This window comes from Paenibacillus sp. FSL L8-0340 (assembly GCF_038593145.1).
Lineage (GTDB): Bacteria > Bacillota > Bacilli > Paenibacillales > Paenibacillaceae > Paenibacillus_AQ.
This window is the reverse complement of record NZ_CP151967.1, coordinates 602998-626702: the sequence shown is the minus strand read 5'-3', so window position 1 is coordinate 626702 and position 23705 is coordinate 602998. Positions and strand designations below refer to the sequence as shown.

The window sequence follows — 23705 nt, the reverse complement described above, 5'->3', positions numbered from 1 at the left end:
CCTTCCAACCTTATAAGTATACAACATATGTAAGGATGTCCTGAATAGAAACATAAATTTCACACACATAGAAACGGTACTGTCCTTAACCGGGACGGTACCGTTTCAGTGAGAAACCGTTTGAAAAACGCCTTTATCAGGGCGGCTTGGTCCCACCCTGATGCAGACGTTTGTTTTTGTGCATAAGGTTCGCTCATGCCGTTGTATAGTGGAAATGGGCATAATCTTCAGGATTAACCTGAGGCCCCTGCTGCCTTGACCGGCTTAAGCACCTCGGTGCAGAGAACCTGAAGCTTTTCCTGGATCGCCTTGAATTCTTCAATCCCCGTCCCGGTAATGCTGAATCCCTCGCCATGGGCAGTCAGGAAGTTCTCCTGAGAGAGCCGCTCCAGTTCCTGCTTCACTTCACGTTCCGCCACCCGGTATCCCAGATTCTCGAGTTCCGGCTGCATTTCTGATACTGTAAGGTCCCTCTCATGTGCAAAATAAAGCATATGAATCCCTACGAACAAGTTCTGTACATCGGCGCGCATATTCCACTCCTTCCGGCCAAAAGCCTCCAGTTTTAGTAAATTCAATCACTGCTTATTCTTATAAAAGCATTACCCTAGTGATGGCTTGTGGAAACACGAGGGACTGTTACGGTAAGGGGGTAAGCTCTGCAATCTGCATAAATCCGGTAATGCTTGACGTATTGAACGTTGCTGTACTATGTTGTTAGTTACAGTTATGGATTCATACTGACTCAAGGTACAGGAAGGTGATGCTTCATGTTTCAGGCTATGCCCTACGACGGAACGCGCAGCGAGCGTTTTGAAGCGGTTCTATCCCAGCTGGGAGCGCTGATGGAAGGGGAGCCAAATGCCGTTGCCAATCTGGCGAATGCCTCGGCACTGCTTAAGTTCTCTCTACCGGATACCAATTGGGCCGGTTTCTATTTATTTGACGGCAAGGAGCTTGTGCTTGGACCCTTTCAGGGACTGCCTGCCTGTATCCGCATTCCACTGGGCCGCGGAGTATGCGGAACGGCCGCAAGCGAGCGCCGGACACTCGTCGTGGATGATGTGCATGCCTTCCCGGGACATATTGCCTGCGATGCCGCTTCGAACAGCGAAATCGTCGTGCCGCTGATTAAGGAGGACCGGCTGCTGGGTGTGCTGGATATCGACAGCCCGCTCAAGCACCGCTTCGATGATGAGGAACGCCGCTTCCTGGAGCGGTTCGCGGCTATGGTTTCGGACGTAATCTAATTTTCCCGGCTGCATGTAAAAGGCCGCCACATTCGCAGGAGTACCTGCGTTTGTGACGGCCTTTTTGCTGTTGATCGTTTTTATGCTGAGGACAACGCCCGATTACTGCCGGACCGGACTAATATTCCAGATTTCAGAGGCGTAGCGGCTGATCGTGTTGTCACTGGAAAATTTGCCGGAATGGCCGATATTGATAATCGACTTTTTCAGCCATTCCTTCTGGTTGCGGTAGGCGAGATCGATTTTGACATGAGTCTCCACATAGCTGGCAAAATCCTTAAGCACAAAAAATTCATCATTATTGTCGAGCAATGACTGATAGAGCGAATCGAACTCCTGGGTATGGCAGCAGATTGGACCCGGTGTGATGAGCTGATCCAGCACTTCCTTGACTCGTCCATCGCCATTATAGATATCACGGGAATGATAGCCTCCATACTGGTAGTAATCAAGCACCTGCTCTGCCCGCAGTCCGAACAGGAACATGTTGTTGTCACCCAGCATTTCGTGCATTTCCACGTTGGCCCCGTCCATCGTGCCGATGGTCAGCGCACCGTTCATCATAAACTTCATGTTGCCGGTGCCGGAAGCCTCCTTGCTTGCTGTAGAGATTTGTTCGCTTACGTCAGCTGCGGGAATAATCTTCTCCGCCAAAGAGACCGAATAATTCTCCAGGAAAAAGATGCGGATCTTGCCTTTGATATCCGGATCCTTGTTGACGACATCAGCCACTGTATTAATCAGTTTAATAATCCGTTTGGCCAAATGATAGCTGGGTGCAGCCTTGGCCCCGAATATAAAGGTGCGCGGCACCATGTCCATAGATGGATTATCTTTAAGCTGATTGTACATATGCATAATATGCAGAATGTTCAGCAGCTGGCGTTTGTAGGCATGCAGCCGTTTGACCTGTACATCGAAGATGGAATCCGGGTCTACCTGCACCCCATGCTTCTTGCCGATGTATTCCGCCAGGCGCTGCTTGTTACGGCGTTTGATGCCAGCCACCTGTTCCTGGAATGAAGCATCCTCACAATATTTAATTAGCCCGATCATCTCCTGCGGATGGTGAATCCAGCGTGTACCAATGGAATCATTGATCAATCCGGCCAGCTCGGGATTGGCATGCAGCAGCCAGCGGCGGTGTGTGATACCGTTCGTCTTATTATTGAAGCGGTGCGGATACATCTCATTGAACAGCCGCATCTCGCGTTTCTGCAAAATCTCTGTATGCAGCGCAGCCACTCCATTCACGCTATGGCTGGCTACTATCGCCAGATGGGCCATCCGCACCTGATCATCATGAATAATTGCCATCTGGTTGATCCGGTCCTGATCGCCGGGATATTTGCTCATCAGCTCACCGCAGAACCGGGCATTGATTTCCTCAATAATGAGGAAAATACGCGGCAGCAGCTCCCGGACCATCCCCATCGGCCATTTCTCCAGTGCCTCGCTGAGAATGGTATGGTTGGTATAGGACACCATCCGGGTCGTCATGCTCCAGGCCTGATTCCAGCCGATGCTGTGTTCATCCATCAGAATCCGCATCAATTCGGGGATAACCAGTGTTGGATGCGTATCATTGATGTGCAGAGCCACTTTGTCCGGGAGCAGTTCAATCGGCAGGCCCGTCTTGCTGTACGTCCGCAGAATGCTCTGCAGACCTGCGCTGCACAAGAAATACTGCTGCTTCAGACGGAGCAGCTTGCCTTCATACTGTGAATCATCCGGGTACAGGAATTCAGAAATTGATTCCACTGAACGTTTGTATTCCAGAAACTTGTGATAATCCGTTCCAGCCAGGGAGCCGGTTATTCTCGAGGACGGGTTGATCGATTCGGCACTCCAGTTCCGCAGTGTATTCACATGCTTGCGGTCCGCCCCAATAATCGGAATATCATAAGGAACCGCCCGCACCGCTTCATAATCCTTATGCTCGAAGGCCAGCTCACCGTTCTCCTCACGGGTCTCCACATGTCCCCAGAACCGTACTTCCACCTGCTTGTCTTCCCGGCGCAATTCCCACACATTATCGTTCTGCAGCCAATAATCGGGCAGCTCCACCTGATATCCGTCAACAATCTTTTGCTCAAACAGGCCGTATTTATAACGGATGCCGCAGCCATGCCCTGCATACTGCAGGGAGGCCAGCGAATCCATGAAGCAGGCGGCCAAACGCCCCAGACCTCCGTTGCCGAGGCCTGCATCTGCTTCTTCCTCTTCAATATCCTGAAGACAAAAGCCCAGTTCTGCAAGTCCTTCGCGTACTACCTCCAGTACGCCCATGTTGAGCAGATTATTGCCCAGAAGCCTGCCAATCAGAAATTCCATGGAAAAATAGTAAACCTGCTTTTCCTTATCAGCCTTAAATTTCTGGTTGGTATCCGCCCAGTTTTTACCTGCATTCTCACGGATCATATTGCCGATGATGTTATACACATCAGCATTCGAAGCTTCTTCAAGCGGCTTGCCCAATTTCCTGATGAGTGCCTCGCGGAACGCTTGTTTAAAGGTTTCTTTATCGTTGAACAACAGCGGGTTCCTCCTGACAGATCCTTATTTTGTGAATGGCGTATTTATGAAAACTCAGGATCAGCTGAACTGGGTGCTGCCCGGTGTTCAACTGATCCTGAGGTTAAATTTTGCTGCTCTTGGCTATAACAAATGGACGTTTGTTATCTCCGACCAGAATCCGGTCTCTGCTTAAGTGTACATCTTTATCCATAATGACATTTTCAATCACGGCATTTTCTTCAATTACACATTTCTGCATGATGACAGAATTGATGATTCTGGCCCCTTCTTTGATCTGCACGCCCCGGAAGATCACGCTGTTCTCCACGGTTCCGGCAATGATACAGCCGTTGGCCACCAGCGAGTTGCTAACCTCTGCGCTGTCCAGATAACGGGTTGGCGCTTCATATTTAATCTTGGTCTGCACCGGATTCTCCTTGAACAGGCTGAAATAATTATCCTGGCGGAGCAGCTCCAGACTATTTTTGTAATAGCTTTCCAGCGAATTGATCACCGCATGGTAACCTTTGTACTCGTAGGCGGAAATTTTGAATTTGTGCCGGTTCTTCTGGATCACATCGCGGAAGAAGAAGCTTTCGCCATGGGCGATGCAATGTTCTACCTGCTCCAGGAACATTTTTTTCTCCATGATGAAGATATCCAGATACACATTGTGATGGTCCTTCTCATGATGAATATTCGTAACCGCATTCTCTTCGTCTACCTCAACACGCAGGCAGGGATCATGCTCAGGCTGCAGCTGGTCTATCGTTTTGTAGACAAGTGTTACATCCGCGCCCTTCTCCAGATGGTACTGGAATACCTCCTGGAAATCCACAGTGTTGATATGCTGACTGCCGGAGAACACAATATATTTGGCCGAGGCCCGTTTGAAGAAATCCAGATTGTTATGATAATGCTGTAAATCCCCAAGCGAGGTGTCTGTCGGATCATTCCAGTCAGGCGGCAGAATAAACAGTCCTCCATGCTTGCGGTTCATATCCCAGGACTTGCCGTCGCCGAGATGATCCATCAGCGAACGGTATTTACGGCGGACAAACAGTCCAACGCTTTCCAGCTCTGCCCGCATCATATTGGAAAGAACGAAATCGATCAGCCGGTAGCGGCTGGCAAAAGGCACGGCAGCACCGCAGCGGAAATAGGTCAACTCATTTAATTTATCCAGTTCATGATCAAGATTGATTACACCCATAAGCTTTTTCATCCCGGTTCACCGTCCTCTAATGGTTATATGGTTTTGGCTGCAACTGATTTACGTTTCTTGCTCCGATTATCGATCAGCAGGATTTCGTCCTCATTCTCCCGATCGACTCCGATCTCCATATAATCCTCGATTACCGTATTTTCGCTGATGATAGCCTTATGGATCCGTACATTCTTGCCGATCTTAACCTTGGGCATAATGACGGAGTCGGTAATGACGCTGCCTTCTCCCACTTCCACGCCGTAAAAGAGCACCGAATGCTTCACCTCTCCGTACACGATGCAGCCCTCATTAATAATGCAGCTCGATACCTTTGCTCCTGGAGCTACATATTGTGCCGGCTGATTCGGATTGCGGGTGAAAATGCGCCAATTGGGATCATTCAGATTCAGCGGCGGATGATCACTTAACAAATCCATATTGGCCTCCCACAGGCTGGCCACTGTACCTACATCTCTCCAGTAGCCTTCAAATGGATAGGCAAAAAGGGATTTATCGTCCTCCAGCATCAGAGGAATAATATCTTTGCCGAAATCATGGGAGGAGTCTGCATTCTCCCCGTCTTCCAGCAGATGCTTGCGGAGGACCTCCCATTTAAAAATATAAACGCCCATCGACGCCAGCGTGCTCTTCGGCTTCACCGGCTTCTCGTCAAACTCATAAATCTTCAAATCTTCATCTGTGTTAAGAATGCCAAAGCGGCTGGCCTCCTCGAGCGGAACATCAATGACCGAGATGGTGCAGTCAGCATTTCTAGATTTGTGATATTGCAGCATAGCATTGTAATCCATTTTGTAAATATGGTCGCCGGAAAGTATAAGCACATGTTCCGGATCAAATTGATCAACAAATTTCAGATTGCGGTAAATTGCATCAGCCGTTCCCCGGTACCAGCTGCTTCCATTCTCCCGTTCATGCGGCGGCAATACAAATACACCGCCATCCTTACGGTTCAAATCCCAGTCACTGCCTACCCCAATGTATGAATGCAGTACAAGCGGCTCATATTGAGTGAGCACACCAACTGTATCAATACCTGAATTGGAGCAATTGCTTAAGGGGAAGTCGATGATTCTGTAAGTTCCCCCAAAATAAACAGCGGGCTTGGCAAGCGTTTTGGTCAATCCCTTCAACCTTTTCCCTTGGCCTCCCGCCAATAGCATGGCTACCATTTCTTTTTTCTTCATGGAAGAGCCTCCTTGACATATGGGTAGTAAAACATGTAATAAATAAGGTTGAATGAAGTTTGGTGGTGCGAAATAGACCCAAGATAGAATTCAAAAAGAAGTGAACCAGCAAGAAGTAAAATGAAAGAAATGTGCTTGATAGGAAATTTGGATAAGGTTAACAAACGGGGGGACACCTGATATCGGGACAAGTTGCCGGATTCATGAGAAAAGCTCTCCAAAAACCGGGTTTGTATCCTTATTGTAAAGTGTTCTAGAGTCGCCGTCAAAACCCTTTATTGAATTCCAAAAACCTTAGATTGTAATTATATTCCTTATTAATAACACTTATATTTCTTATAATTAGATTAACCAGAATGATTAACCATGAACTAAAAATTCTAATCTGATATTGAACTTAAGGAGACGCTTCTTTCAGCAAACATTCAACGTAATGGGTCATAATGAACTATCTTTTACTGTAAACGGAGGTACTACTCATGAAAGCTGCCCAAGGCGTGCGACTACTGCTCGTAGATGACGAGCCTCATATCCTGCAGTTTCTGGAACTGGGTCTGATGAACGAAGGATTTGAAGTAATGACTGCACCTGACGGTGTCAGCGCGATCGCAATGGCTGCCGATTTCAAACCGCATGTGGCCATTCTGGATGTGATGATGCCGGGCATGGACGGCTTTGAGGTCTGCCGTTACCTGCGTTCAGAAGAAGCGGAGATTGCTGTCATCATGCTGACTGCAAAAGACGAAGTGGACGACCGGGTCAAGGGCCTCTCCATCGGGGCTGACGACTATATGGTCAAGCCGTTCAGCTTCGACGAGCTGCTGGCCCGGATTCAGGCCCGGCTGCGCAATCAGTTCCCGGGATTGCTTGGGGAAGTGCGCTGCGGCCCCTTCCGGATTGACGGCCGCCGCAAGGAAATCCGCCACAAGGAAGAGGTTCTGGAGCTGTCCCCTACCGAATATGAGCTGCTGCAATACCTGGTCATCAATCATGGCCTGGTACTGAGCAAGCCGATGATTCTGGACAAGGTATGGGGATATGATTTTGGCGGAGAGGAAAATATCGTGGAGGTCTATATCCGTTCTCTCCGCGAGAAGCTTGGAGATAAGGAGCATAAGATTATCCGCACGCTGCGCGGCGCGGGATACCGCGTGGACCTGGTATGATTGCCCGCCTCTCGGGCTTCATCAGCAGGCTTCCGTCTCCGCGTTCCCTGCGCAAGCAGCTGCTGGCCATCTCACTCATCATTTTGTCTGTGCTGCTGCTGCTGATCGGTGTGCTGCAGTATGTGCTGATGCGGAACTTCATCTACACCAACCGGGCGGAATCCATGGAAACGCAGCTGCGGTCCGTGCCGCGTGAGTTCTATTTTACGTTTCTTAATTCCGGGAAGCCGGAACTGCCTGGTGCCAGCCCCGCCACGAGCGGCGGTAACGCAGCACCCGGGGAGAACCAGAACACCAGCCCGGACGGGCAGCGGATGGGCGGTGACAGGCGTCCTCTCCTGCTGGATGCCCATACAACTATCGCCATCTATAGCCCGGACGGCACCTTCAAGGACTTCCAGGAGGATACGCTTTCCGATTCTGCCGCTCCAAGAATGACGAACAAAGAGTATGATGAGCGGCTCAAATATACTGCGGACAAACAAACGGGAAAATACCGGCTGATAACCGCTGAGGATGGCAGTGAACACCTGGCCGTGTTCATGAATCTGCGCAAGCCGGGTGCACCCAAAATGCTGCTGCAAATGAGCGTAGCCACCGGCCCGCTGAGAGATGTAATCATGCAGCAGCTGATGATCTTTGCCGGCTTGGCGGTAATTGCTTTGCTGGCCGGGCTGTTCCTGTATTTGCCTGCACTGCGCAAAACACTGGTTCCCTTATCCAATATGGGCGAAGCCGCGCAAATCATCGACGCAGGCAATTTGGACGTACGTTTCCCCGTCAACCAGGGACAGACAGAAATCGACAAGCTGTCCCAGTCCTTCAACGGGATGCTGGAGCGTCTGGAAATTTCGTTCCATAATGAACGTGAAGCCAAGGAACAGATGCGGCGTTTCGCCGCCGATGCTTCCCATGAGCTGCGGACTCCCCTCACTTCGATTCACGGCTTCCTGGAGGTGCTGCTGCGGGGAGCTGCGGATAATAAAGACCAGCTTTACGGCGCCCTGAACAGCATGCACGGTGAATCCAAACGGATTAATAAGCTGGTCGAAGACTTGCTCCTGCTGGCCCGTATGGACGGCGCGCCTCAGCTAAGGGTCAAGAACCTGCTGCTGGGTAAAGTCATCGATGAGATGCAGCCGCAGCTCCTGGTGCTGGCCGCGAACCGCAAGGTCAACTTCGACATTTCTTACGGCATCCGCGGCATGTATGATCCCGACAAAATCAAACAGGTCATTCTCAACTTGTTCCACAATGCCGTGCAGCATACGGATGCAGACCAGGGGACGATCCATATCGCCCTGCACGCCCGGGACACCGGAGCAACGCTGACTGTCAGGGACAACGGCTCCGGCATCTCTGCTGATCATCTCCCCCATGTGTTCGACCGGTTCTACCGCAGCGATTCCTCGCGCACGCGCAAATACGGCGGTTCGGGCCTTGGATTGTCCATTACAAAGTCTATTGTGGATGCACATAACGGGAACATCAGCGTGGAGAGTACTCCCGGTGGAGGCACTGTCTTTAAAGTCTCTCTTCCATGCTTGCTGGATTAGCTTATGTAGTGTAATCAACGTTATAATAGTGTGTGAAAAGTATGCTATGCTCACAAAACTTAAGTTTATGCTTTCGAAGTGAGTTTTGTACGAAGTCGATTCAAGGATGTTATGCTTACAAAACTTTTAGGAGGTCGAATTCATGTACGAAATCGCCGTGATCGGAGCGGGACCAGCCGGTGCCAGTGCAGCCCTGTTCGCCGCCAAAGCGGGCAAAAAAACGCTGCTGATTGACAATGACAAAGGAATGACCCGCAGAGGGTGGTATGAGAATTTTTATGGAATCTCCGAAATCGGCGGTCCCGACCTCGTGGAAACCGGACACAAGCAAGCCGTCAAATTCGGGGCGGAATTAGTAGCTGATCAAGCTGTGGGTCTTACCGCGGGCAGTGAAGGTTTTGTCATTGAAAGCGAGAGTGGTGCCACTTATGAAGCGAAACATGTGATTCTGGCTACAGGCGTCCTGACCGATTTGGCTGCTAAAGCCGGTGTGGAAACCAAGGATGGCACGGAGCCAAGAATCAAGACTGTGGTAGCCGTCAACGCCGAAGGTAAAACAAATGTCGAAGGCATCTGGGCCGCCGGAACCGTTGCCGGAGTAAGCGTGCACGCTATTATTACCGCAGGTGACGGCGCGAAGGTCGCCATTAATGTCATAAGCGAATTGAACGGTGCAAGATATGTCGATCACGATCTGCTGAAGGCATAATTATATTCATACGAGAGGGACTCCGGGCGGATACTTCGCTTCAAGAGTCCCTCTCTTAGCTGAATTGAGGCCAGCCGCGATTGCGGTTGGCCTTTTTCATCCGATAATTGCAGTTTGTACAGCTATTTCTCCACTTTTAGCGGCCTACGAAGAGGTAGTTGCACTCTGTACATTTATTTTCACGAAATTCCACTGAACCGCCACGGTTCACAATTTTTAATTGTACTCAATACACTTATACTCTAGAATCGGCCCTTAACGCACCAAATAGCTGTAGTAAATACAACTACGTTCAATTCAAGCGTTCAAATAATAATCTCCATGCGGATCACCTGCCCGTTCTCTGCACTGCGGCGTGATAGCGGGGGGAACAACCCACTTTTGAAAGCAAATTTAAGGGATGCTCTTTAGCAGCAAAGGGCGCACGTGACAACTCTAAATTTGTAATATGTACAGTTTCGATTGGCGGGCCTGCACAAAAGGCTGCTCCAAATTAGGGATGGCTGTACGCCAATCATTATCCGGAACAGCCTATTAAGTTTACACGAGGTCTGCCTGATATTTGCCCCGGCTTCAGCATCAAAGGATGCGGCTGCTTCTGCCTGATGCCTTACTCCCCAATACAGCCTGAGCTTCCTCACTGCTCTCCAGGCTGCCGAGCAGCTTTCGTAAATACGCCAAAAGCTGCGGCCGCAACTCTTCACGCTGCAGCCCTATTTCCATGGTGGCCTGAATGTACCCGAACTTGTCGCCAATATCATAACGTTTGCCCTGCAGATCTAAGGCTAACAGCCCTTCATTCCGGCACACTTCATGCAAAGCATCCGTCAGTTGATATTCACCGCCAGCTCCGCGCTCAAGTCTAGCCAGCACCGAAAAGATCGAAGGCTGCAAAATGTACCGGCCCATAATCGCATATTCCGAAGGCGCGGCCTGCGGCACAGGCTTCTCCACCAGTCCGCTTACGGCATGCACACCGTCTATGGAACCTCCTGAAGCAATGATCCCGTATTTGCTGACTTCCTGCCTTGGCACCCGCTGAACACCGACAATCGTCTTCTCCGCCTGCTCATACAGCTTCATCATCTGCGAGAGTGCCAGGGGCTCGGACACCATAATGTCATCACCGAGCAGCACCGCGAACGGCTCATCTCCGATAAATTGCTCTGCACAATGAATGGCATGACCCAGCCCCAGCGGTTCTTTTTGCCGGATGTAATGAATGCTTGCCAGCTCGCTGATTCCCTGCACCTCGCGGAGCAGGTCCAGTTTTCCTTTCTCCAGCAAGGTCTGCTCCAGCTCCACCGATTTGTCAAAATGATCCTCAATCGATTTTTTGTTACGGCCGGTTACGATAATAATACTCTCAATACCGGAGCGGACCGCTTCCTCTACGATGTATTGAATCGCCGGCTTATCCACAATGGGCAGCATTTCCTTCGGCTGGGCCTTGGTAGCCGGCAGGAAGCGCGTGCCCAGACCGGCGGCGGGTATCACAGCTTTTCTGATTTTCACGTTGGATCGCTCCCTTCGTTATTTGTTAAGAGGAGCCATTCTGCGCTCCCGCACATCCTGCTGCTTTTTGCCGCCATAGCACTCCTGGACGATATAGAGTGGACGGCCCTTGGACTCATCATAAATCCGGCCGACATATTCACCGAGAATGCCCAGCATAATAAGAACGAATCCGTTAAAGGTCAAAGTAATCCCGATCATCGACGCCCAGCCCTTAACGGCCTCGTCCGTAAAGAGCACCAGGTACAGCACATACATAAGGTAGAGAAACCCGGAAGCGGACAGCAACGCTCCCAAGTATCCCGCCAGCTTCAGCGGTTTGTAGGAAAAGGATGTGATGCCGTCCAGAGACAGCTTTAGCATCCGCTTGAGGGGGTATTTGGTTTCTCCCGCCAGCCGTTCATCGCGTTCATATTCAATCGCCTTTTGACGAAAGCCCACCCAGCTGACGAGGCCGCGTACAAAACGGTTTTTCTCCGGCAGACGTTTCAGCTCATCGCAGACCTTGCGGTCAATGAGCCGGAAATCTCCGGTATCCACCGGGATCGAGATGTCCGTTGAGTAGCGCAGCACTCTGTAAAAGGCGCTTGCCGTCCACTTTTTGAACAAGGACTCGCCGCGGCGTTTGATGCGCTTGGCGTATACAACCTCATAACCTTGCTTCCATTCTGTGATCATGTCCAGAATCAGCTCCGGCGGGTCCTGCAAATCGGCGTCGATAATGACCACCGCATCGCCCAGTGCATAATCCATACCCGCGGTTATCGCGATCTGATGCCCGAAATTCCGCGAAAGGTCGATCAGCTTCACACTTTCATCCCAGTAGCTGTATTCTTCAATCATTTGCGCACAGTTGTCAGTACTGCCGTCATTGACGAAGAGCAGTTCATACGGCTCACCTGTCGTTCCCATCACTTTTTTGATCCGGCGGTATGTCTCCTGAATCACTGCCTCTTCATTAAACATCGGTATAATTATGGAATAGCGCACGTTGTAGCCCATGAGCAGCTCCTCCTCAAATTGTAGTGATGAAGCGCGCCGGACAAATAATGCGGCGCGCTTCACGTATATCCGGCAAACAGAACTAGTTCAGGGTGATCTCGTACAAGGTTCCGCCATTGCTGCCTGTTACTGTACCTTGCCAATCGGCTGACGGCACCTCTGTACCGTTCTCGGTAATCCATCTAGTGATATCGGAATTGCCGCCGCGTCCGCCGCCCATACCGCCGCTGGTAACGAGGAAGTATTTCACTTTGCCGCTCTCTACCAGGGCCTTCAGGGTGTCGGTCGTATAAGGCACATCCGAACTGTTGAACCCGTTCAGGATCACAACCGATTCACCTTCGTCGATAATGTAAGGGCCTGCCGTTCCGTAATCCATAGCGGCGAACAAATACTCCTCGCCGGTATTATGCTCCTTCAGGTAGGTCAGCAGAGTCTCGTTCACACCGGCGGTACTGTTTCTGCCGCCTCCAGCTCCAGCTCCACCTGGGCCCATGCCTCCGCGGCTTTCACTGCTGTCAGGTCCTGCTGCCGGGGTCATGCTGTTCAAGCCATAGGTGATCGGTGTAAATGCCCAATAAAGCGGACCGATCAACAGTACGAGCAGACCGGCGATGGCTGCAGCTTGGGCAAATGGCCTTCTGTTATCTTTAACTATTCGAAGAATCAAGAGCAGAAGGGCGGCAATCATTCCTGCTGCCAGAACCCCAATCGCCCAGCCCTTGCCGATGGTGTCGTCATAAGGATGAATAATGTACCATTCAAAAACCGCTGTTGTGAGAACTGCCGGCGGCAGCAGCCAGGAAAGCCAGGTTGAACGTTCCTTGTAATAGCTCCAGAGCTGGGACCAGCCTGCTCCAGCCAGCGTAGCAATCGGCGGTGCCATCATAATCAGGTAATATTGATGGAAGAATCCGGCGATGCTAAAGAATCCCATGACCGGCACCAGCCAAGCCAGCCAGAACAGTGCTTCCCTATGCTTCTGCGTGAAGTTTGTTCTGCGCAGGCTGGCAAAGATACCGATGCACCCGAACAATACGAATGGCAGTAGCCAACTGGCTTGACCAGACAGAGCGGACTGGAACAGCCGCAGGGGACCAGCTGTCCCCGTATTGAACATTCCGCCACCTCCGCCGTTCATGCCGCCGCGATTGCCTTGGTCCCCGTCGCCGCCGAACTGCCGTCCTCCATCATCCGTTCGACTTCCCGGTGCCTGCCCTGGCATTCCTCCATCCTCGGAGGATTGGCCTCCGGTGGCTGAGCCGTCGGTTTGGCCCGGAGCTGTTCCCCGGCCGTCAATTTGTTCGCCGTCAGCTCCATTCATCGCCGGCATCTCACCGTTCATCCCAGGCATCCCACCGTTCATTGCCGGCATCTCACCGCCACTGCCGAACATTCCGCCGCCAGTACTGCGGTCGCCGGTTAAACGGGATACCCCGTTATATCCAAAGGCCAGATTTAATACAGAGTTGGTACCGCTGCTGCCCATATAGGGCCGTTTACTCGCTGGAATGGAATCGACAATGACGGCCCAGGAGAGTGAAACCGCCAGAAGTACTGCGGTGCAGGCTGCCAAAACCCCGGTTTTTTTCTTCCAGTTCACTTTGCCGGCCAGAATATAAAAGAGATAAAATGCCGGTAAAACCATATATGCCTGCAGCATCTTCTCATTGAAGGCAACTCCAATTAGCCCAAATGCAGCGAGAAGACTGCCGATTCTATTCGTCTTTGTTCCTTTGAACAAAAACCATGCTGCCAGCAGCAGCGTGAACACCAGCATGGCATCAATATTGTTCGTCCGGCTGACAGCAGCGGCTACCGGCGTGGAAGCCATGGCCAGTGCCGCCAACCGTGCTGCGGTTCTGCCGAAGGTTGGCTTGACCATCAGGTATACGAGAAGCACTGACCCTACACCGCCAAGTGCCTGAGGCAGGATGACGCTCCAGCCATGCAGCCCGAAGATCAGGGCGCTGACCGTCTGAATCCAGAATGTAACCGGCGGCTTATCCACCGTTACTGAACCTGCTGAGTCAAGCGATGCGAAGAAGAAATTGTGAAAGCTCTGCATCATGCTGCCCACCGCAGTGGTATAGTACGTATTTACATATTGATCATTCCAGATTCCATAGCCGTACAGAAACGCTGCAAGCAGCAAGATGCACAGCAGCACAACATCTGAACCCAGCTTCTTAAGCAGTCTCATCTTTCTCCACTCCCATTCCTCTATAACTCAATCATTCCGGCAGTGCTCTGCCCCCCGGCCCAATCTTTGATTAGCTGTATTATTGCATCCGTACCTTAACTCATAATGAAATGTGGCTGAATGTTTGCTGAAAGCCAGGAGAGCGGCATAGCCTTCCTAATAACGCAGGCTTCCGGGTGCTGGCTGTACTTGGTATCGCGCCGAAGGATTCTTTTCTGCGAGTAATACAAAAAAAGCCCCGGAATCCAGGGCTTCGTCTAAAGACTGCTATGTACATAAATGCAGCAGATTGCATAAACCGCAAAACCATAATTACGTGATTTGTATTCTAAACCGAACGTCCTAATGCAGCCAGCTTGTTTACCGTATTCCAATTGCGGGCAGTAATAGGCGTCCCGAGAAGCTTGTCCAGCTGAACCTTAAACAGCGGCGATTGGCTCACACTCACCTCATACAGCGTGTACATCTCCTTGCCTGTTACCCGCACCTTATCCGCTCCATCCTCGTAGGGACGCAGCTTCTCCAGTGCCTCTGCCGTAGGTTCATCAGCCAGAAAGGAGACATACAGCCGCTTGAACTCGTCAGCTTCCGTAAGCTGAAATGGGTTGCCCGCAATCGCTGCTTCCAGCTCTTCCAGACTGCGGATAATTACGGATACGTCAAAACCAAAGGTCTCCCGGATCTGCTCTCCGATCACTGCAGCAAGCTGGTGGCCTGACCCCTCCGCGCTTTCAAATACAACATTGCCGCTCTGGATATAGGTGCGGACATGCTCAAAGTGCAGTGCCTGGAACATGCTTTTCAAATCCTGCATTTTAATGATTTTGTTGCCGCCGACATTAATGCCGCGCAGCAGCGCAATATATGTAGTCATAGCACACCTCTTCCATAGGTAATTCAAATGGCCGAACTCTTGCTCAGACGTTTGCGGATTTCCCGGACAAGCTGCTCCTTCTCCTGCACAGGAACACCCTCAACAAGGCGCGCCGCCGCTACGGGCAGAATCCAACCGTCTATTGCGGCATAGGATTGCCCCGACAATGCGAGGTATTCCCGGATATATCCTTTGGTAAGCCTTTGTCTCATAAAACCTATAACGAATTTAGCCATCTGGGAGGCTCCTGGTGGCATAGCGCCCATACTAAAGAGAAGCACCGAACGCGCCGCATCACCGGCAGGATTCCCCATGATACCGGTCATCCAGTCGATGATCCAGACTTGTTCATTGATAAGCACATTGTCGGGGTGAAAGTCTCCATGGCACAGCTTATTCCCCTCTGGAAGTCCTTCCAGGTGGTCCAGCACTGCCGACTTCTCCTCCATGGTGAGCATGGGTGCTGCAATAATGCTTTTTCTCAGCTCCGCCTTTTGCCGGCCAAAGTCTTCTGTTCCCTCCAACTGATGCAGGTTATTATGCAGTCTAGCCATCTGCTTGGCATATTTGCCAAGCTGCCAGGGCTGTCCGCTGATCATCCCCAGCAGGGAACGGCCCTGAATTTGCTGAAATACGATTCCTTTACGTCCGTCAATCCCGACAAGCTCCAGCGGCTCAGGAGTGCAGAAACCCTGTTCAAATACATATTTACTGACCAGATATTCCCGTTCCACATACGGCTCCGGGATATCCCCGTTGTAGAGTTTAATGATTCTTCCTTCGCCATGCTCCCACACCTCTGCCGTGCGCCCTTTTCCAACCTGCTTCCCCTGCATCTTATGTTACGCCTCCCGTTTATTCCAAATGGATACGTTCAAAATGCTCTACGGCCGGGAATGGGCTGTAATAATGGTGCAGCAGCGCCTTCCATTGCTGATATTGCCCGGATTCCCTGAAGCCGACGGTGTGGTCCTCAAGCTTGCGCCATTTGACCAGCAGCAGATATTTGTGGTCATCCTCCAGACGGTGCTGCAGCTCATGCCCCAAATAGCCTTCTATAGAAGCAATTAACGGAGACGCCTCCTTAAAGCTTGCTTCAAATTGACTTGTCATTCCCGGTTTCACCTGAAGCATTGCCGCTTCTAGTATCATTCGATCCACTCCTTGAGATAGATTAGATGGCTATTCAATGCTACAATGCATCGCGGAAAAATTCATGATAGAAATTAATAATCACCAGAAGCACCGCCAGTGACTCATTGACGCTGCCTACCTCCAGCGCATGATTGGCATCGTCGATCCTGTATACCCTGATGTTCTGCAGTCCGGTGATCTCAGCGGAATGCTGTTCATTGAACAGCGGATCGCTGCCGCCGTAGATCATGCTGCCCCGGCTCTGCTTTATCCAGGGAATGGAGTCTACAAGCGGTGTCAAATAAAGATGGGAGGTTTTCTGCTGGACACCCATTTCAGCCGCCACTCTTCCGGCTATGACGGTACCCATGCTTTTACTGATGAACAGCAGCTGTTCATATTCGGGAAGTGCAGGAAGCGCAGCAATCGCCGCCTTGCATTCCTCTATAACGATATCCATGTCTTCGCGCTTAAAGTCCGCCCGTGCACTCTGATAGCCGTACTCCAACAGCAGCAGATCACAGCCATGTTCCCGGGCCACCTTGGCCGCATAATCGAGCAGGGAGCGCTCCACGGAATAATCCTTCCCCGGAAAGACGACAGCCAGTGCCTTCGCTTCGCCTTGGGCCACATATTTATGTCTGACTTCCCTGCCCCAATGTGAGGACATAACGATACGTGATACACTCATAATGCCTTCTCCTTCCCGTTATCCGTCATCAGCCGTTCTAAACGGATTTGAAATATTTAAAGAAATCAATCGTTTCCTGCAGATCAGCCTCGTCCTGATAAATGTCCATCATCCTGCCGAGTTCAAGCGCAAAATCAACATACCCGTTGGGCTTAGCCGTAAGAATATTCCCGTCCCTGATTACATTGACCTCGTCTGATGTTTCCGCGTCCGGCAATCCTTTGGCATTCTCCGCAGCTTCCCTGCCCTCCTGATTGTCCACATAGGATCTGCCTTCCAGAACCCCGGCAGCTTTCAGCACCGTAACCCCGCCGCAAATACCCGCGACCGTTTTACCTGAAGCGTTCATGCTGCGGATCAAGGCAAGCAGACTCTCATTCGCAGCAAGCTCTCCCACTTCACCCCCAGGGATAACCAGCAGATCTATAGCGTTCACATCCATATTCCCGAGTACCGCTGACGGGTTAATAGAGAAGCCCTCACAGGAAATAACGGGCATACTGTTCAGCCCCAAGGTGTGGACCTCGCTCTGTGTCTTCATAAAATAAGCAGCCAAAACTACCTCAAACTGAACAAAGCTGTTATATACAAGTACATATGTATTCATCGTTAAGCTAACAGCCCCTTCCACCTTTACGGTCGCAAACATCCTATTCTCTATGACTATCATTATAGCTATCTTCCCTGCAGCTGGGAAATCACAAAAAAAACCCGGCCCGGGAGGAGGTGGATTTCAAGCTTTTCAGATCCGGCACTACGGCTGCGGGGCTGTCTGCTTGCGGCTCGCTTTTCTGGACATAAACTCGGCAACAATCCATAAGAGCAGCGGAATGACCACCTGAAACGGCAGGGCATAAATTTTGTAAATATGGTAGGCAAAGTATTGCATTTGAAGAATATCCTTGTAGATAAAGACAGACATATAGACCATGATCAGGCCCATCTGCATCACAACGGAACGGTAGCTCTTCAGCTTAAAAACTTTAGCTACCCCATTACTGGCTACATACAGACACAAACTCGTTTTAATGAACAGCGCAGTTACAAAAGTAATGGAGGAGGAGCCTTCGATTCTGGTGAGAAAATCCCCCACATTAATTCTGCTCACCGCGACATAAGAGGGGAAATACAGGCTGGATAAAATCTCGGGACCCAGCACCAGCAAATTCCGCAAAGTAACGAAGAGCATAATGATTCCTGCAATCAGCAGGCTGCTGAGCAGCACGCGAAACGCTGAACCTTTCTTCGGGAGCACACTAAACGCGCCGAGAAAAATAACAATTTCGCCAAACGGAAAGGTAAAAGAGCCTATTGCATCTGTAAAGACAGGTCCCCAGCCGCTTTCCAGCAGCGGTTTCAAATAATGGAACTCATACTTGGGAATGGAAAGCAGCTGTGCTAAGGCAGTCGCCATTATTGTAAACAGCAGCAGAAATTTGGCGCTTCTCCCAAGCACCTCAAGTCCCGCGTTCACCACCCAAATGCAGAGGAGGACGATGATCAGCATCGGTGCTAACATTGGTGTCGAGGTTAAGGCTACCGTCTTGCTGAATTCCCCGAAATTCCGCAGCACAAGCGATCCCAAATGCAAGGAATACCAGATATACAGGCAGGAAAACAACCTCCCGAATATAGAGCCGAACACCGCATGCAGCATGTCATACAGATCCTTGCCCGGGAAAAGTTTATGGAGCCTCGCGTAGAGAAGCATAAGCGGGACCGCCAGCACAATGGCAAAAATCAGCCCGATCCAACTGCTGTTGCCGGATTGCCCCGAGACTCCCATGAACAGCGAACTGCCGATAATAAACAGGATCGCTATGCTGATCGACTGTCCCGCCGGTACGATTTCCTTGCTCATGTCTTCCCCCTCCTTTCAGGAGTGCATTCTAGAACAGCTTTTTAATCAAATAAACGATCGGCTCTGAGGGACTGGGAATTTCCCAATGCATCGACAAGGCAAAAGCAAGGGAGAAGGAGATCAGGCACAGCGCGGAGCAAACGTACAAATCCCGCCTCTTCCCTTGCTTGAGCAGACCATAGGGGTCAACCAGCACGACAACAGCATACATAAGCACTACATAAATGACCATGCTAATCCCCCAGCTTAATCGCCCGTGTTGTTTTGGCAGTGCTCTGAATGATCACCTTGGAGCTGACGTCGACATCCAGATTGACAAATTCATCCGGCCATTGCTTGCGAAGCTTAGTCCAAGTCTTAGGCAGATGCTCATGAACAGCTTCGCCAAAGCCAAAGATATCGGCATGGTATTTCTGCTGCGCCTTATGAATTACCGAGAGTATCTCCTTTTGCAAATTCTCGCCTGCACGTTTTTCAATGGCCGCTATGCTTTCGTTGCCGGATAAACCCTCTGCAGTCATCACCTCATCCAGCCCGGTATGCGTCACTGTATTGATCTGTATATGAACTTTACCATCTATCATTGTAGGCCTGACTTTCGTCCTGCTTGATAAAATTTCAAGGGAATAAGCCGGTGTCCCCTGCATATTATTCACCTCCAGTACACCACCTTTTATATCATTTTTGGCGAAAAGCATGCTTTTTGTCTCTTTCCCGTTCAGTTTCCCGACCATTTTATCCTTTACAAATACTGCAGTTCCATCCACACGCTCATTTTTCTGCCCGTTCTTCTCATTGATATACACCAGCGGTGCGACGGCACTATACCCTGAGGTCTCAAGCTTGTCGATGAAATCCCAGATTTCCACAACCGGAGCGCTGCTGACATACTTTTCATCACGCATCATCTGTGCCAGTTCAAAGGACATAATCGCTTCTGTTGTACTGTTCTGGTTAATTACATCCCGTGCATTTTTCTGTTCGGATACAAAAATAAAGACATCGGACCGGGTCTCTGTATCCCTGCTGTACCAGTCTATCGCTTTGATCAAGCCTTCCCGCGCAACTTCTTCACTGAAAATAATCACCTTGGCGTGACTCCATAACAGCTTCTTGCCAGTCGTCGATATCATATCGCGGGCAATTTCAAATATAGTATTTCCTGTGAAACTAAGCGTCTTGAAGCCTGCCTGATTCTGCTGAAGCCCACCCTGGGTGTCCACCATTTCCACTGTCATCTGCAGCTTGCCGTCCGCCTTGTTCTTGTCGATGGCAACACCGGCTACGATGGACATATCATCAATTTCGGTATAATTCCAGCAGCCCGGCATGACAAGCAGGAGCATTGCAGAGAGCAGCGCTAACAGCATTTTTTTTCCCCTGTTCATAAACGCTTAACCGATTTCTTGGGTGGCTTCCGCTTCATGTTGCGCGCCCCGATGATTGCCGGACGCAAATACATGTCCCACCAGGGTGCACGGATGGCGGTGTCCTTGATATCCTGCGGCCGGATCGAGCCCACCCCGAGCATATAGGGAACTCCGAAGGAGCGCAGGCTCATCAAATGGATGACCAAACCGAGCAAGCCGAAGAAATAGCCGTAGATTCCAAAAAGGAAACTCATCAGCAGCAAAAGGACCCGGACTACGATTAACGGTCCGGTGAGCCGGGGATTCAGCAGGGTGGTAATCCCCGTAAGGCCCACAACAATGACCATCGGGGCACTGACGATCCGCGCATCCACCGCTGCCTGGCCCAGCACCAGCGCGCCTACAATGCTGACCGCCTGGCCAATGGAATTGGGAATCCGCGCCCCCGCTTCACGCAGAATCTCAAAGATGGTCAGCATAAGAATTGCCTCAACTATTGTGGGAAAGGGTACTGATAATCGTGCGGTGGCAATGCTTAGCAGCAGCAATGTAGGAACCATCTCCTGGCTGTAAGTAACAAGTGCGACATAAAGCGCAGGAATACTGATGGACATGAAGGCTCCCATCACTCTGAGCAAACGGTTGAACGTAGAAAACATATAACCGATATAATAATCCTCACTGGCCTGAAAATTCTCTACAAAAACATAGGGCAGCGTCAGGGCAAACGGACTTCCTTCAATCAGCAGGGCAATTCTGCCCTCCATGATCTTGCCCACCACCGAATCCGGCCGTTCTGTACTGCCGATCATCTCAAAAGGCGAATACGGTTCATCACGAATCAGCTCGGCCAGATAGCCGGTATCCAGCAAATGGTCGAGCTGCACCCCCGCAAGCCTTACATGCAGCTCCTTGAGAATATCCGGTGAAGCAAGGCTTTCCATATAGCAGATACAGACCTGGGTTTTAGAACGGGTACCAATGTCGGTAAATACAAACTTCAAATCGGAATTCTGCACTCTGCGGCGGATCAGGGTCAGGTTGGTCATCAGCGATTCATTGAAGCCTTCCCTTGGGCCCCGGACCGCTTTGTCGGTCGTAGGTTCTTCAATAGCGCGGGTCTGCCAGCCTTGGGCATTAATATTCAGCGCACCGGCGTATCCGTCCAGCAGAAATACCGTTTTCCCTCCGACTATCGCCCCTATTAATTCATCCAAATCTGTAGAAACCATGATGTCACTGATATTTATAATCTGAAGGCGGATTAGTTCCATAAGCTCTGCCGGGGTTCCCAGATCCTTGTCCGGGAATTGATGAGTCATCAGCGGTTTGGTAATTCCATTCTGAATCAAATCCCGGTCGGTCATCCCATCCACATAAATCAGACCACAGCGGATCCGCGTGTTATTTGTATTCTCAATAATCCGCACTCTCAGTGTCCCGTCGTTGCTGAAGATACGCCGGAATAGAGCCACCGTCTCATCCAATGAGGGACTGAGCGGCTGGGAAGAAGCTATTTTGCCGGAAGAACGGTCGCGTGTTTCCACAGCCTCTGTATTCTTCACAGTATTCACTCCCGTCACTATTCTTTTGATCTGATTATCCCCCGACACTCTAACTCCTATTCCCCAACTTTTTGCTGTAGAGGAAATTATGAGCTTGTCTCTCACAAGTGGAAACGGCTTCGCCGTCCTCAAAAGGAGGGTTTCCGTTTCAGCGAGAAATAGAAGGATAATTTATAGCGTGAAGCCTATAAATTCTTATATTTGCAAAAAAAGAAGCCGCGGCTGCGGCTCCTTCTTGAAGAGTGTGCTATGTAGTTAATTGATAAATGTGTTGCGCACTCGGCGCGACCGTATAAAGTAAGGAATCCATACCAGGAGTAGAACCATGCTTCTGCCAATACTTTGCACGTCCGGATCCTCTCCGAACTCGGCAAGCAGCGGAATATTGGTGAGCAGCACGTAATCAACGATATGAAACAGCGTGTTGGCGGCATAAAAAAGGATCATCCAACGCGGAAAAGAAGCCTTTTTGCGGTACATCAACACGACCAGAAAAGCAGCAAATAAAAGAAAGACAACGTTGCCTGCCAATTCGAAAATCAATGTCGGCTTCCATAGCGGGTCATAAACGTTAGAATCCGGTGAAGTAAGTATATCCCATACCTCTCCGCCAAGCGTTGTGAAGAAAAAATGAATTACAGATAAAATCAAAGTAAAAATAGTAAGAAAAAGTCCAATCTGCACAAGCACCAGCCAGCCGCCAATCCCCTTCGGCTCATTGGACATCAGCTTCATCCCGCGTTTATCGGGTATCAATGTTCCCAAACCACATGCCCCCTCTGTTATAATTCATTGTAATGATCTGAAGATACTACTGCCTACGTAAGCTTAAGGAGCCGTTATGACACCATTTACAGAGAAGGTTATTTGTATTATTCAATCCATCCCCGAGGGGAAGGTTATGACCTATGGCGGGATCGCCCGTGCAGCAGGAAGCCCCAGGGCGGCCCGGCAGGTCGTGCGCATTCTCCATTCCATGAGCCGCAAATACAAGCTGCCTTGGCATAGAGTTGTTAATTCCCAGGGCAAAATTGCACTTGCCGAAGATGAGGCAGTCTCTACACAAAGATTGTATCTGCTGGGAGAAGGCGTTCTTTTTGATGATGATGGCGTGATCGACCTGGAGTTGTTTCAGTTCCATCCGGAGCAGGACGATTATCTTTTTCCGCCTTTGGAATAAGCCTGCACACTCCCTGAGCCCAGACCATTCAGCAGGAAATACAGCGTGGCATAGATGACCAGCAGAACAGCTGCGACGAACAGGCTGAAGAAGAGCGATTGCCGGTTCAGGCTGTCAACCACCAGCTGGTAGAGCTGATGCCGGTCGGTCAGAACATCCCAGCTGTTGAGCCGGTATACCCGGCCGAGCAATACGCCATATCCGCCCAGCGCACAGGCTGCGAGGACAAAAATCCAGGAAAGCAGCAGATTGCTTCTGCGGAAGATGACGCTTTGAAATTGGTACAGGGAGAAAAAACCGGTCAGCCAGCCACTCCAGATGAACAGCAGCAAGGTAATTAAATCGTACCAATACCGGCTCTGAACAACTCCGTCTACGAAATATATGTTTTTTCTGATCGTCAAATGCAGCAGGTCGGTCATCAGGTAGGGCGCATTCGGAAAAAACAGCAGCCATGCTATGCCAAGCGGCAGCAGCAGCAGCCCGGAAACCTTACGCTTATCCAGGCCGTAAGCGGCCATGGAGAATAAAAAGGGAATCCAGGCCAGAAAGAAGTTCCAGAGCAAAAAGTCAAAAAACGTATCGGTCCGCAGCGAGACCACACGGTAGACAGCCAGCGTCGCCAGTGACAGTCCTGCCAAAAGCATGAATACTTTAGGATAATTCAATTCCTTCATTAGGTTGCGGTCTCCTTATCAAT

The 23705-nt window shown here is 50.4% G+C and carries 23 protein-coding genes; 5 read left to right on the top strand and 18 right to left on the bottom strand.

Features of this window, described 5'->3' with window-relative positions; all coding sequences use genetic code 11:
* Positions 1–233: 233 nt before the first annotated feature.
* A complete protein-coding gene (locus tag NST07_RS02905) occupies positions 234–533 on the bottom strand; it encodes a hypothetical protein (RefSeq protein ID WP_038585534.1) in 300 nt (99 codons plus the stop codon).
* Between the two features lie 237 nt (positions 534–770).
* Here NST07_RS02905 and NST07_RS02900 point away from each other — a divergent pair, with 237 nt between their 5' ends.
* A complete protein-coding gene (locus tag NST07_RS02900; protein WP_076112815.1) occupies positions 771–1250 on the top strand; it encodes a GAF domain-containing protein in 480 nt (159 codons plus the stop codon).
* A 102-nt stretch (positions 1251–1352) separates the two neighbouring features.
* Here the strand turns inward: NST07_RS02900 and NST07_RS02895 are convergent, their stop codons facing one another.
* The 3 genes from NST07_RS02895 to NST07_RS02885 all read right to left on the bottom strand — a co-directional run bounded on the left by NST07_RS02895 (position 1353) and on the right by NST07_RS02885 (position 6179).
* Positions 1353–3785, bottom strand: coding sequence for a glycogen/starch/alpha-glucan phosphorylase (locus NST07_RS02895; protein ID WP_341089601.1), 2433 nt, complete (start codon positions 3783–3785; stop codon positions 1353–1355).
* A gap of 103 nt (positions 3786–3888) precedes the next feature.
* Complete coding sequence (gene glgD / locus NST07_RS02890; protein WP_341089600.1) at positions 3889–4992, bottom strand: glucose-1-phosphate adenylyltransferase subunit GlgD; 1104 nt, start codon at positions 4990–4992, stop codon at positions 3889–3891.
* A 23-nt stretch (positions 4993–5015) separates the two neighbouring features.
* Complete coding sequence (locus NST07_RS02885; RefSeq protein ID WP_038585522.1) at positions 5016–6179, bottom strand: glucose-1-phosphate adenylyltransferase; 1164 nt, start codon at positions 6177–6179, stop codon at positions 5016–5018.
* A gap of 479 nt (positions 6180–6658) precedes the next feature.
* Between NST07_RS02885 and NST07_RS02880 the strand changes: the two genes are divergently transcribed.
* From NST07_RS02880 to NST07_RS02870, 3 genes are all read left to right on the top strand, one after another.
* Positions 6659–7345, top strand: a complete 687-nt coding sequence (locus NST07_RS02880) for a response regulator transcription factor (protein WP_341089599.1) — start codon at positions 6659–6661, stop codon at positions 7343–7345.
* Complete coding sequence (locus NST07_RS02875) at positions 7342–8901, top strand: HAMP domain-containing sensor histidine kinase (RefSeq protein ID WP_342481018.1); 1560 nt, start codon at positions 7342–7344, stop codon at positions 8899–8901. The genes NST07_RS02880 and NST07_RS02875 overlap by 4 nt, the downstream gene beginning before the upstream one ends.
* Positions 8902–9043: 142 nt before the next feature.
* Positions 9044–9610: an FAD-dependent oxidoreductase gene (locus tag NST07_RS02870; protein WP_342481017.1), complete on the top strand. Its 567-nt coding sequence runs from the start codon at positions 9044–9046 to the stop codon at positions 9608–9610.
* A 579-nt stretch (positions 9611–10189) separates the two neighbouring features.
* Here NST07_RS02870 and galU read toward each other — a convergent pair.
* The 13 genes from galU to NST07_RS02805 form a co-directional block, all read right to left on the bottom strand.
* The gene (gene galU / locus NST07_RS02865) at positions 10190–11125 is read right to left on the bottom strand and encodes a UTP--glucose-1-phosphate uridylyltransferase GalU (RefSeq protein ID WP_342481016.1); all 936 of its coding nucleotides are present in this window, start codon (positions 11123–11125) and stop codon (positions 10190–10192) included.
* 18 nt (positions 11126–11143) lie between these two features.
* The gene (locus tag NST07_RS02860; protein WP_341377195.1) at positions 11144–12127 is read right to left on the bottom strand and encodes a glycosyltransferase family 2 protein; all 984 of its coding nucleotides are present in this window, start codon (positions 12125–12127) and stop codon (positions 11144–11146) included.
* 82 nt (positions 12128–12209) lie between these two features.
* Entirely contained in the window at positions 12210–14330 is a 2121-nt protein-coding gene (locus NST07_RS02855) for a glycosyltransferase family 39 protein (RefSeq protein WP_342481015.1), read from the bottom strand.
* 328 nt (positions 14331–14658) lie between these two features.
* Positions 14659–15204, bottom strand: coding sequence for a DUF1697 domain-containing protein (locus tag NST07_RS02850; protein ID WP_341089588.1), 546 nt, complete (start codon positions 15202–15204; stop codon positions 14659–14661).
* A gap of 23 nt (positions 15205–15227) precedes the next feature.
* Positions 15228–16040, bottom strand: coding sequence for an aminoglycoside phosphotransferase family protein (locus tag NST07_RS02845; RefSeq protein ID WP_341089585.1), 813 nt, complete (start codon positions 16038–16040; stop codon positions 15228–15230).
* Between the two features lie 19 nt (positions 16041–16059).
* Positions 16060–16356, bottom strand: coding sequence for an antibiotic biosynthesis monooxygenase (locus NST07_RS02840; RefSeq protein ID WP_341089584.1), 297 nt, complete (start codon positions 16354–16356; stop codon positions 16060–16062).
* A gap of 40 nt (positions 16357–16396) precedes the next feature.
* Positions 16397–17029, bottom strand: coding sequence for a hypothetical protein (locus NST07_RS02835; protein ID WP_076112825.1), 633 nt, complete (start codon positions 17027–17029; stop codon positions 16397–16399).
* A gap of 37 nt (positions 17030–17066) precedes the next feature.
* Complete coding sequence (locus NST07_RS02830) at positions 17067–17636, bottom strand: DJ-1/PfpI family protein (RefSeq protein WP_341089583.1); 570 nt, start codon at positions 17634–17636, stop codon at positions 17067–17069.
* 147 nt (positions 17637–17783) lie between these two features.
* Positions 17784–18890 carry an endospore germination permease gene (locus NST07_RS02825; protein ID WP_341089581.1) on the bottom strand — a complete coding sequence of 369 codons (1107 nt, stop codon included), beginning with the start codon at positions 18888–18890 and terminating at the stop codon, positions 17784–17786.
* A gap of 28 nt (positions 18891–18918) precedes the next feature.
* A complete protein-coding gene (locus NST07_RS02820) occupies positions 18919–19122 on the bottom strand; it encodes a hypothetical protein (RefSeq protein WP_341089580.1) in 204 nt (67 codons plus the stop codon).
* A 1-nt stretch (position 19123) separates the two neighbouring features.
* On the bottom strand, positions 19124–20260 hold the full coding sequence (locus NST07_RS02815) for a Ger(x)C family spore germination protein (RefSeq protein ID WP_342481014.1): 1137 nt from the start codon (positions 20258–20260) through the stop codon (positions 19124–19126).
* A 14-nt stretch (positions 20261–20274) separates the two neighbouring features.
* Positions 20275–21825 carry a spore germination protein gene (locus tag NST07_RS02810; protein ID WP_341377186.1) on the bottom strand — a complete coding sequence of 517 codons (1551 nt, stop codon included), beginning with the start codon at positions 21823–21825 and terminating at the stop codon, positions 20275–20277.
* A gap of 255 nt (positions 21826–22080) precedes the next feature.
* Entirely contained in the window at positions 22081–22590 is a 510-nt protein-coding gene (locus NST07_RS02805) for a DUF2569 domain-containing protein (RefSeq protein WP_076112829.1), read from the bottom strand.
* A 76-nt stretch (positions 22591–22666) separates the two neighbouring features.
* Here NST07_RS02805 and NST07_RS02800 point away from each other — a divergent pair, with 76 nt between their 5' ends.
* Positions 22667–23005 carry an MGMT family protein gene (locus NST07_RS02800; protein ID WP_341089575.1) on the top strand — a complete coding sequence of 113 codons (339 nt, stop codon included), beginning with the start codon at positions 22667–22669 and terminating at the stop codon, positions 23003–23005.
* On the opposite strand, the gene NST07_RS02795 is transcribed toward NST07_RS02800, so the two are convergent.
* On the bottom strand, positions 22981–23682 hold the full coding sequence (locus NST07_RS02795; RefSeq protein WP_341377185.1) for a DUF1361 domain-containing protein: 702 nt from the start codon (positions 23680–23682) through the stop codon (positions 22981–22983). The two genes, NST07_RS02800 and NST07_RS02795, sit on opposite strands and share 25 nt — an antisense overlap.
* Between the last annotated feature and the right edge of the window lie 23 nt (positions 23683–23705).

What these genes read in the sequence shown, in the direction of transcription:
- NST07_RS02905 (WP_038585534.1), bottom strand. Translation starts at nt 533, where the DNA reads ATGCGCGCCGATGTACAGAACTTGTTCGTAGGGATTCATATGCTTTAT.
- NST07_RS02900 (WP_076112815.1), top strand. Translation starts at nt 771, where the DNA reads ATGTTTCAGGCTATGCCCTACGACGGAACGCGCAGCGAGCGTTTTGAA.
- glgD (WP_341089600.1), bottom strand. Translation starts at nt 4,992, where the DNA reads ATGAAAAAGCTTATGGGTGTAATCAATCTTGATCATGAACTGGATAAA.
- NST07_RS02885 (WP_038585522.1), bottom strand. Translation starts at nt 6,179, where the DNA reads ATGAAGAAAAAAGAAATGGTAGCCATGCTATTGGCGGGAGGCCAAGGG.
- NST07_RS02880 (WP_341089599.1), top strand. Translation starts at nt 6,659, where the DNA reads ATGAAAGCTGCCCAAGGCGTGCGACTACTGCTCGTAGATGACGAGCCT.
- NST07_RS02875 (WP_342481018.1), top strand. Translation starts at nt 7,342, where the DNA reads ATGATTGCCCGCCTCTCGGGCTTCATCAGCAGGCTTCCGTCTCCGCGT.
- NST07_RS02870 (WP_342481017.1), top strand. Translation starts at nt 9,044, where the DNA reads ATGTACGAAATCGCCGTGATCGGAGCGGGACCAGCCGGTGCCAGTGCA.
- NST07_RS02860 (WP_341377195.1), bottom strand. Translation starts at nt 12,127, where the DNA reads ATGGGCTACAACGTGCGCTATTCCATAATTATACCGATGTTTAATGAA.
- NST07_RS02855 (WP_342481015.1), bottom strand. Translation starts at nt 14,330, where the DNA reads ATGAGACTGCTTAAGAAGCTGGGTTCAGATGTTGTGCTGCTGTGCATC.
- NST07_RS02850 (WP_341089588.1), bottom strand. Translation starts at nt 15,204, where the DNA reads ATGACTACATATATTGCGCTGCTGCGCGGCATTAATGTCGGCGGCAAC.
- NST07_RS02845 (WP_341089585.1), bottom strand. Translation starts at nt 16,040, where the DNA reads ATGCAGGGGAAGCAGGTTGGAAAAGGGCGCACGGCAGAGGTGTGGGAG.
- NST07_RS02840 (WP_341089584.1), bottom strand. Translation starts at nt 16,356, where the DNA reads ATGATACTAGAAGCGGCAATGCTTCAGGTGAAACCGGGAATGACAAGT.
- NST07_RS02835 (WP_076112825.1), bottom strand. Translation starts at nt 17,029, where the DNA reads ATGAGTGTATCACGTATCGTTATGTCCTCACATTGGGGCAGGGAAGTC.
- NST07_RS02830 (WP_341089583.1), bottom strand. Translation starts at nt 17,636, where the DNA reads ATGAATACATATGTACTTGTATATAACAGCTTTGTTCAGTTTGAGGTA.
- NST07_RS02825 (WP_341089581.1), bottom strand. Translation starts at nt 18,890, where the DNA reads ATGAGCAAGGAAATCGTACCGGCGGGACAGTCGATCAGCATAGCGATC.
- NST07_RS02820 (WP_341089580.1), bottom strand. Translation starts at nt 19,122, where the DNA reads ATGGTCATTTATGTAGTGCTTATGTATGCTGTTGTCGTGCTGGTTGAC.
- NST07_RS02815 (WP_342481014.1), bottom strand. Translation starts at nt 20,260, where the DNA reads ATGCTGTTAGCGCTGCTCTCTGCAATGCTCCTGCTTGTCATGCCGGGC.
- NST07_RS02800 (WP_341089575.1), top strand. Translation starts at nt 22,667, where the DNA reads ATGACACCATTTACAGAGAAGGTTATTTGTATTATTCAATCCATCCCC.
- NST07_RS02795 (WP_341377185.1), bottom strand. Translation starts at nt 23,682, where the DNA reads ATGAAGGAATTGAATTATCCTAAAGTATTCATGCTTTTGGCAGGACTG.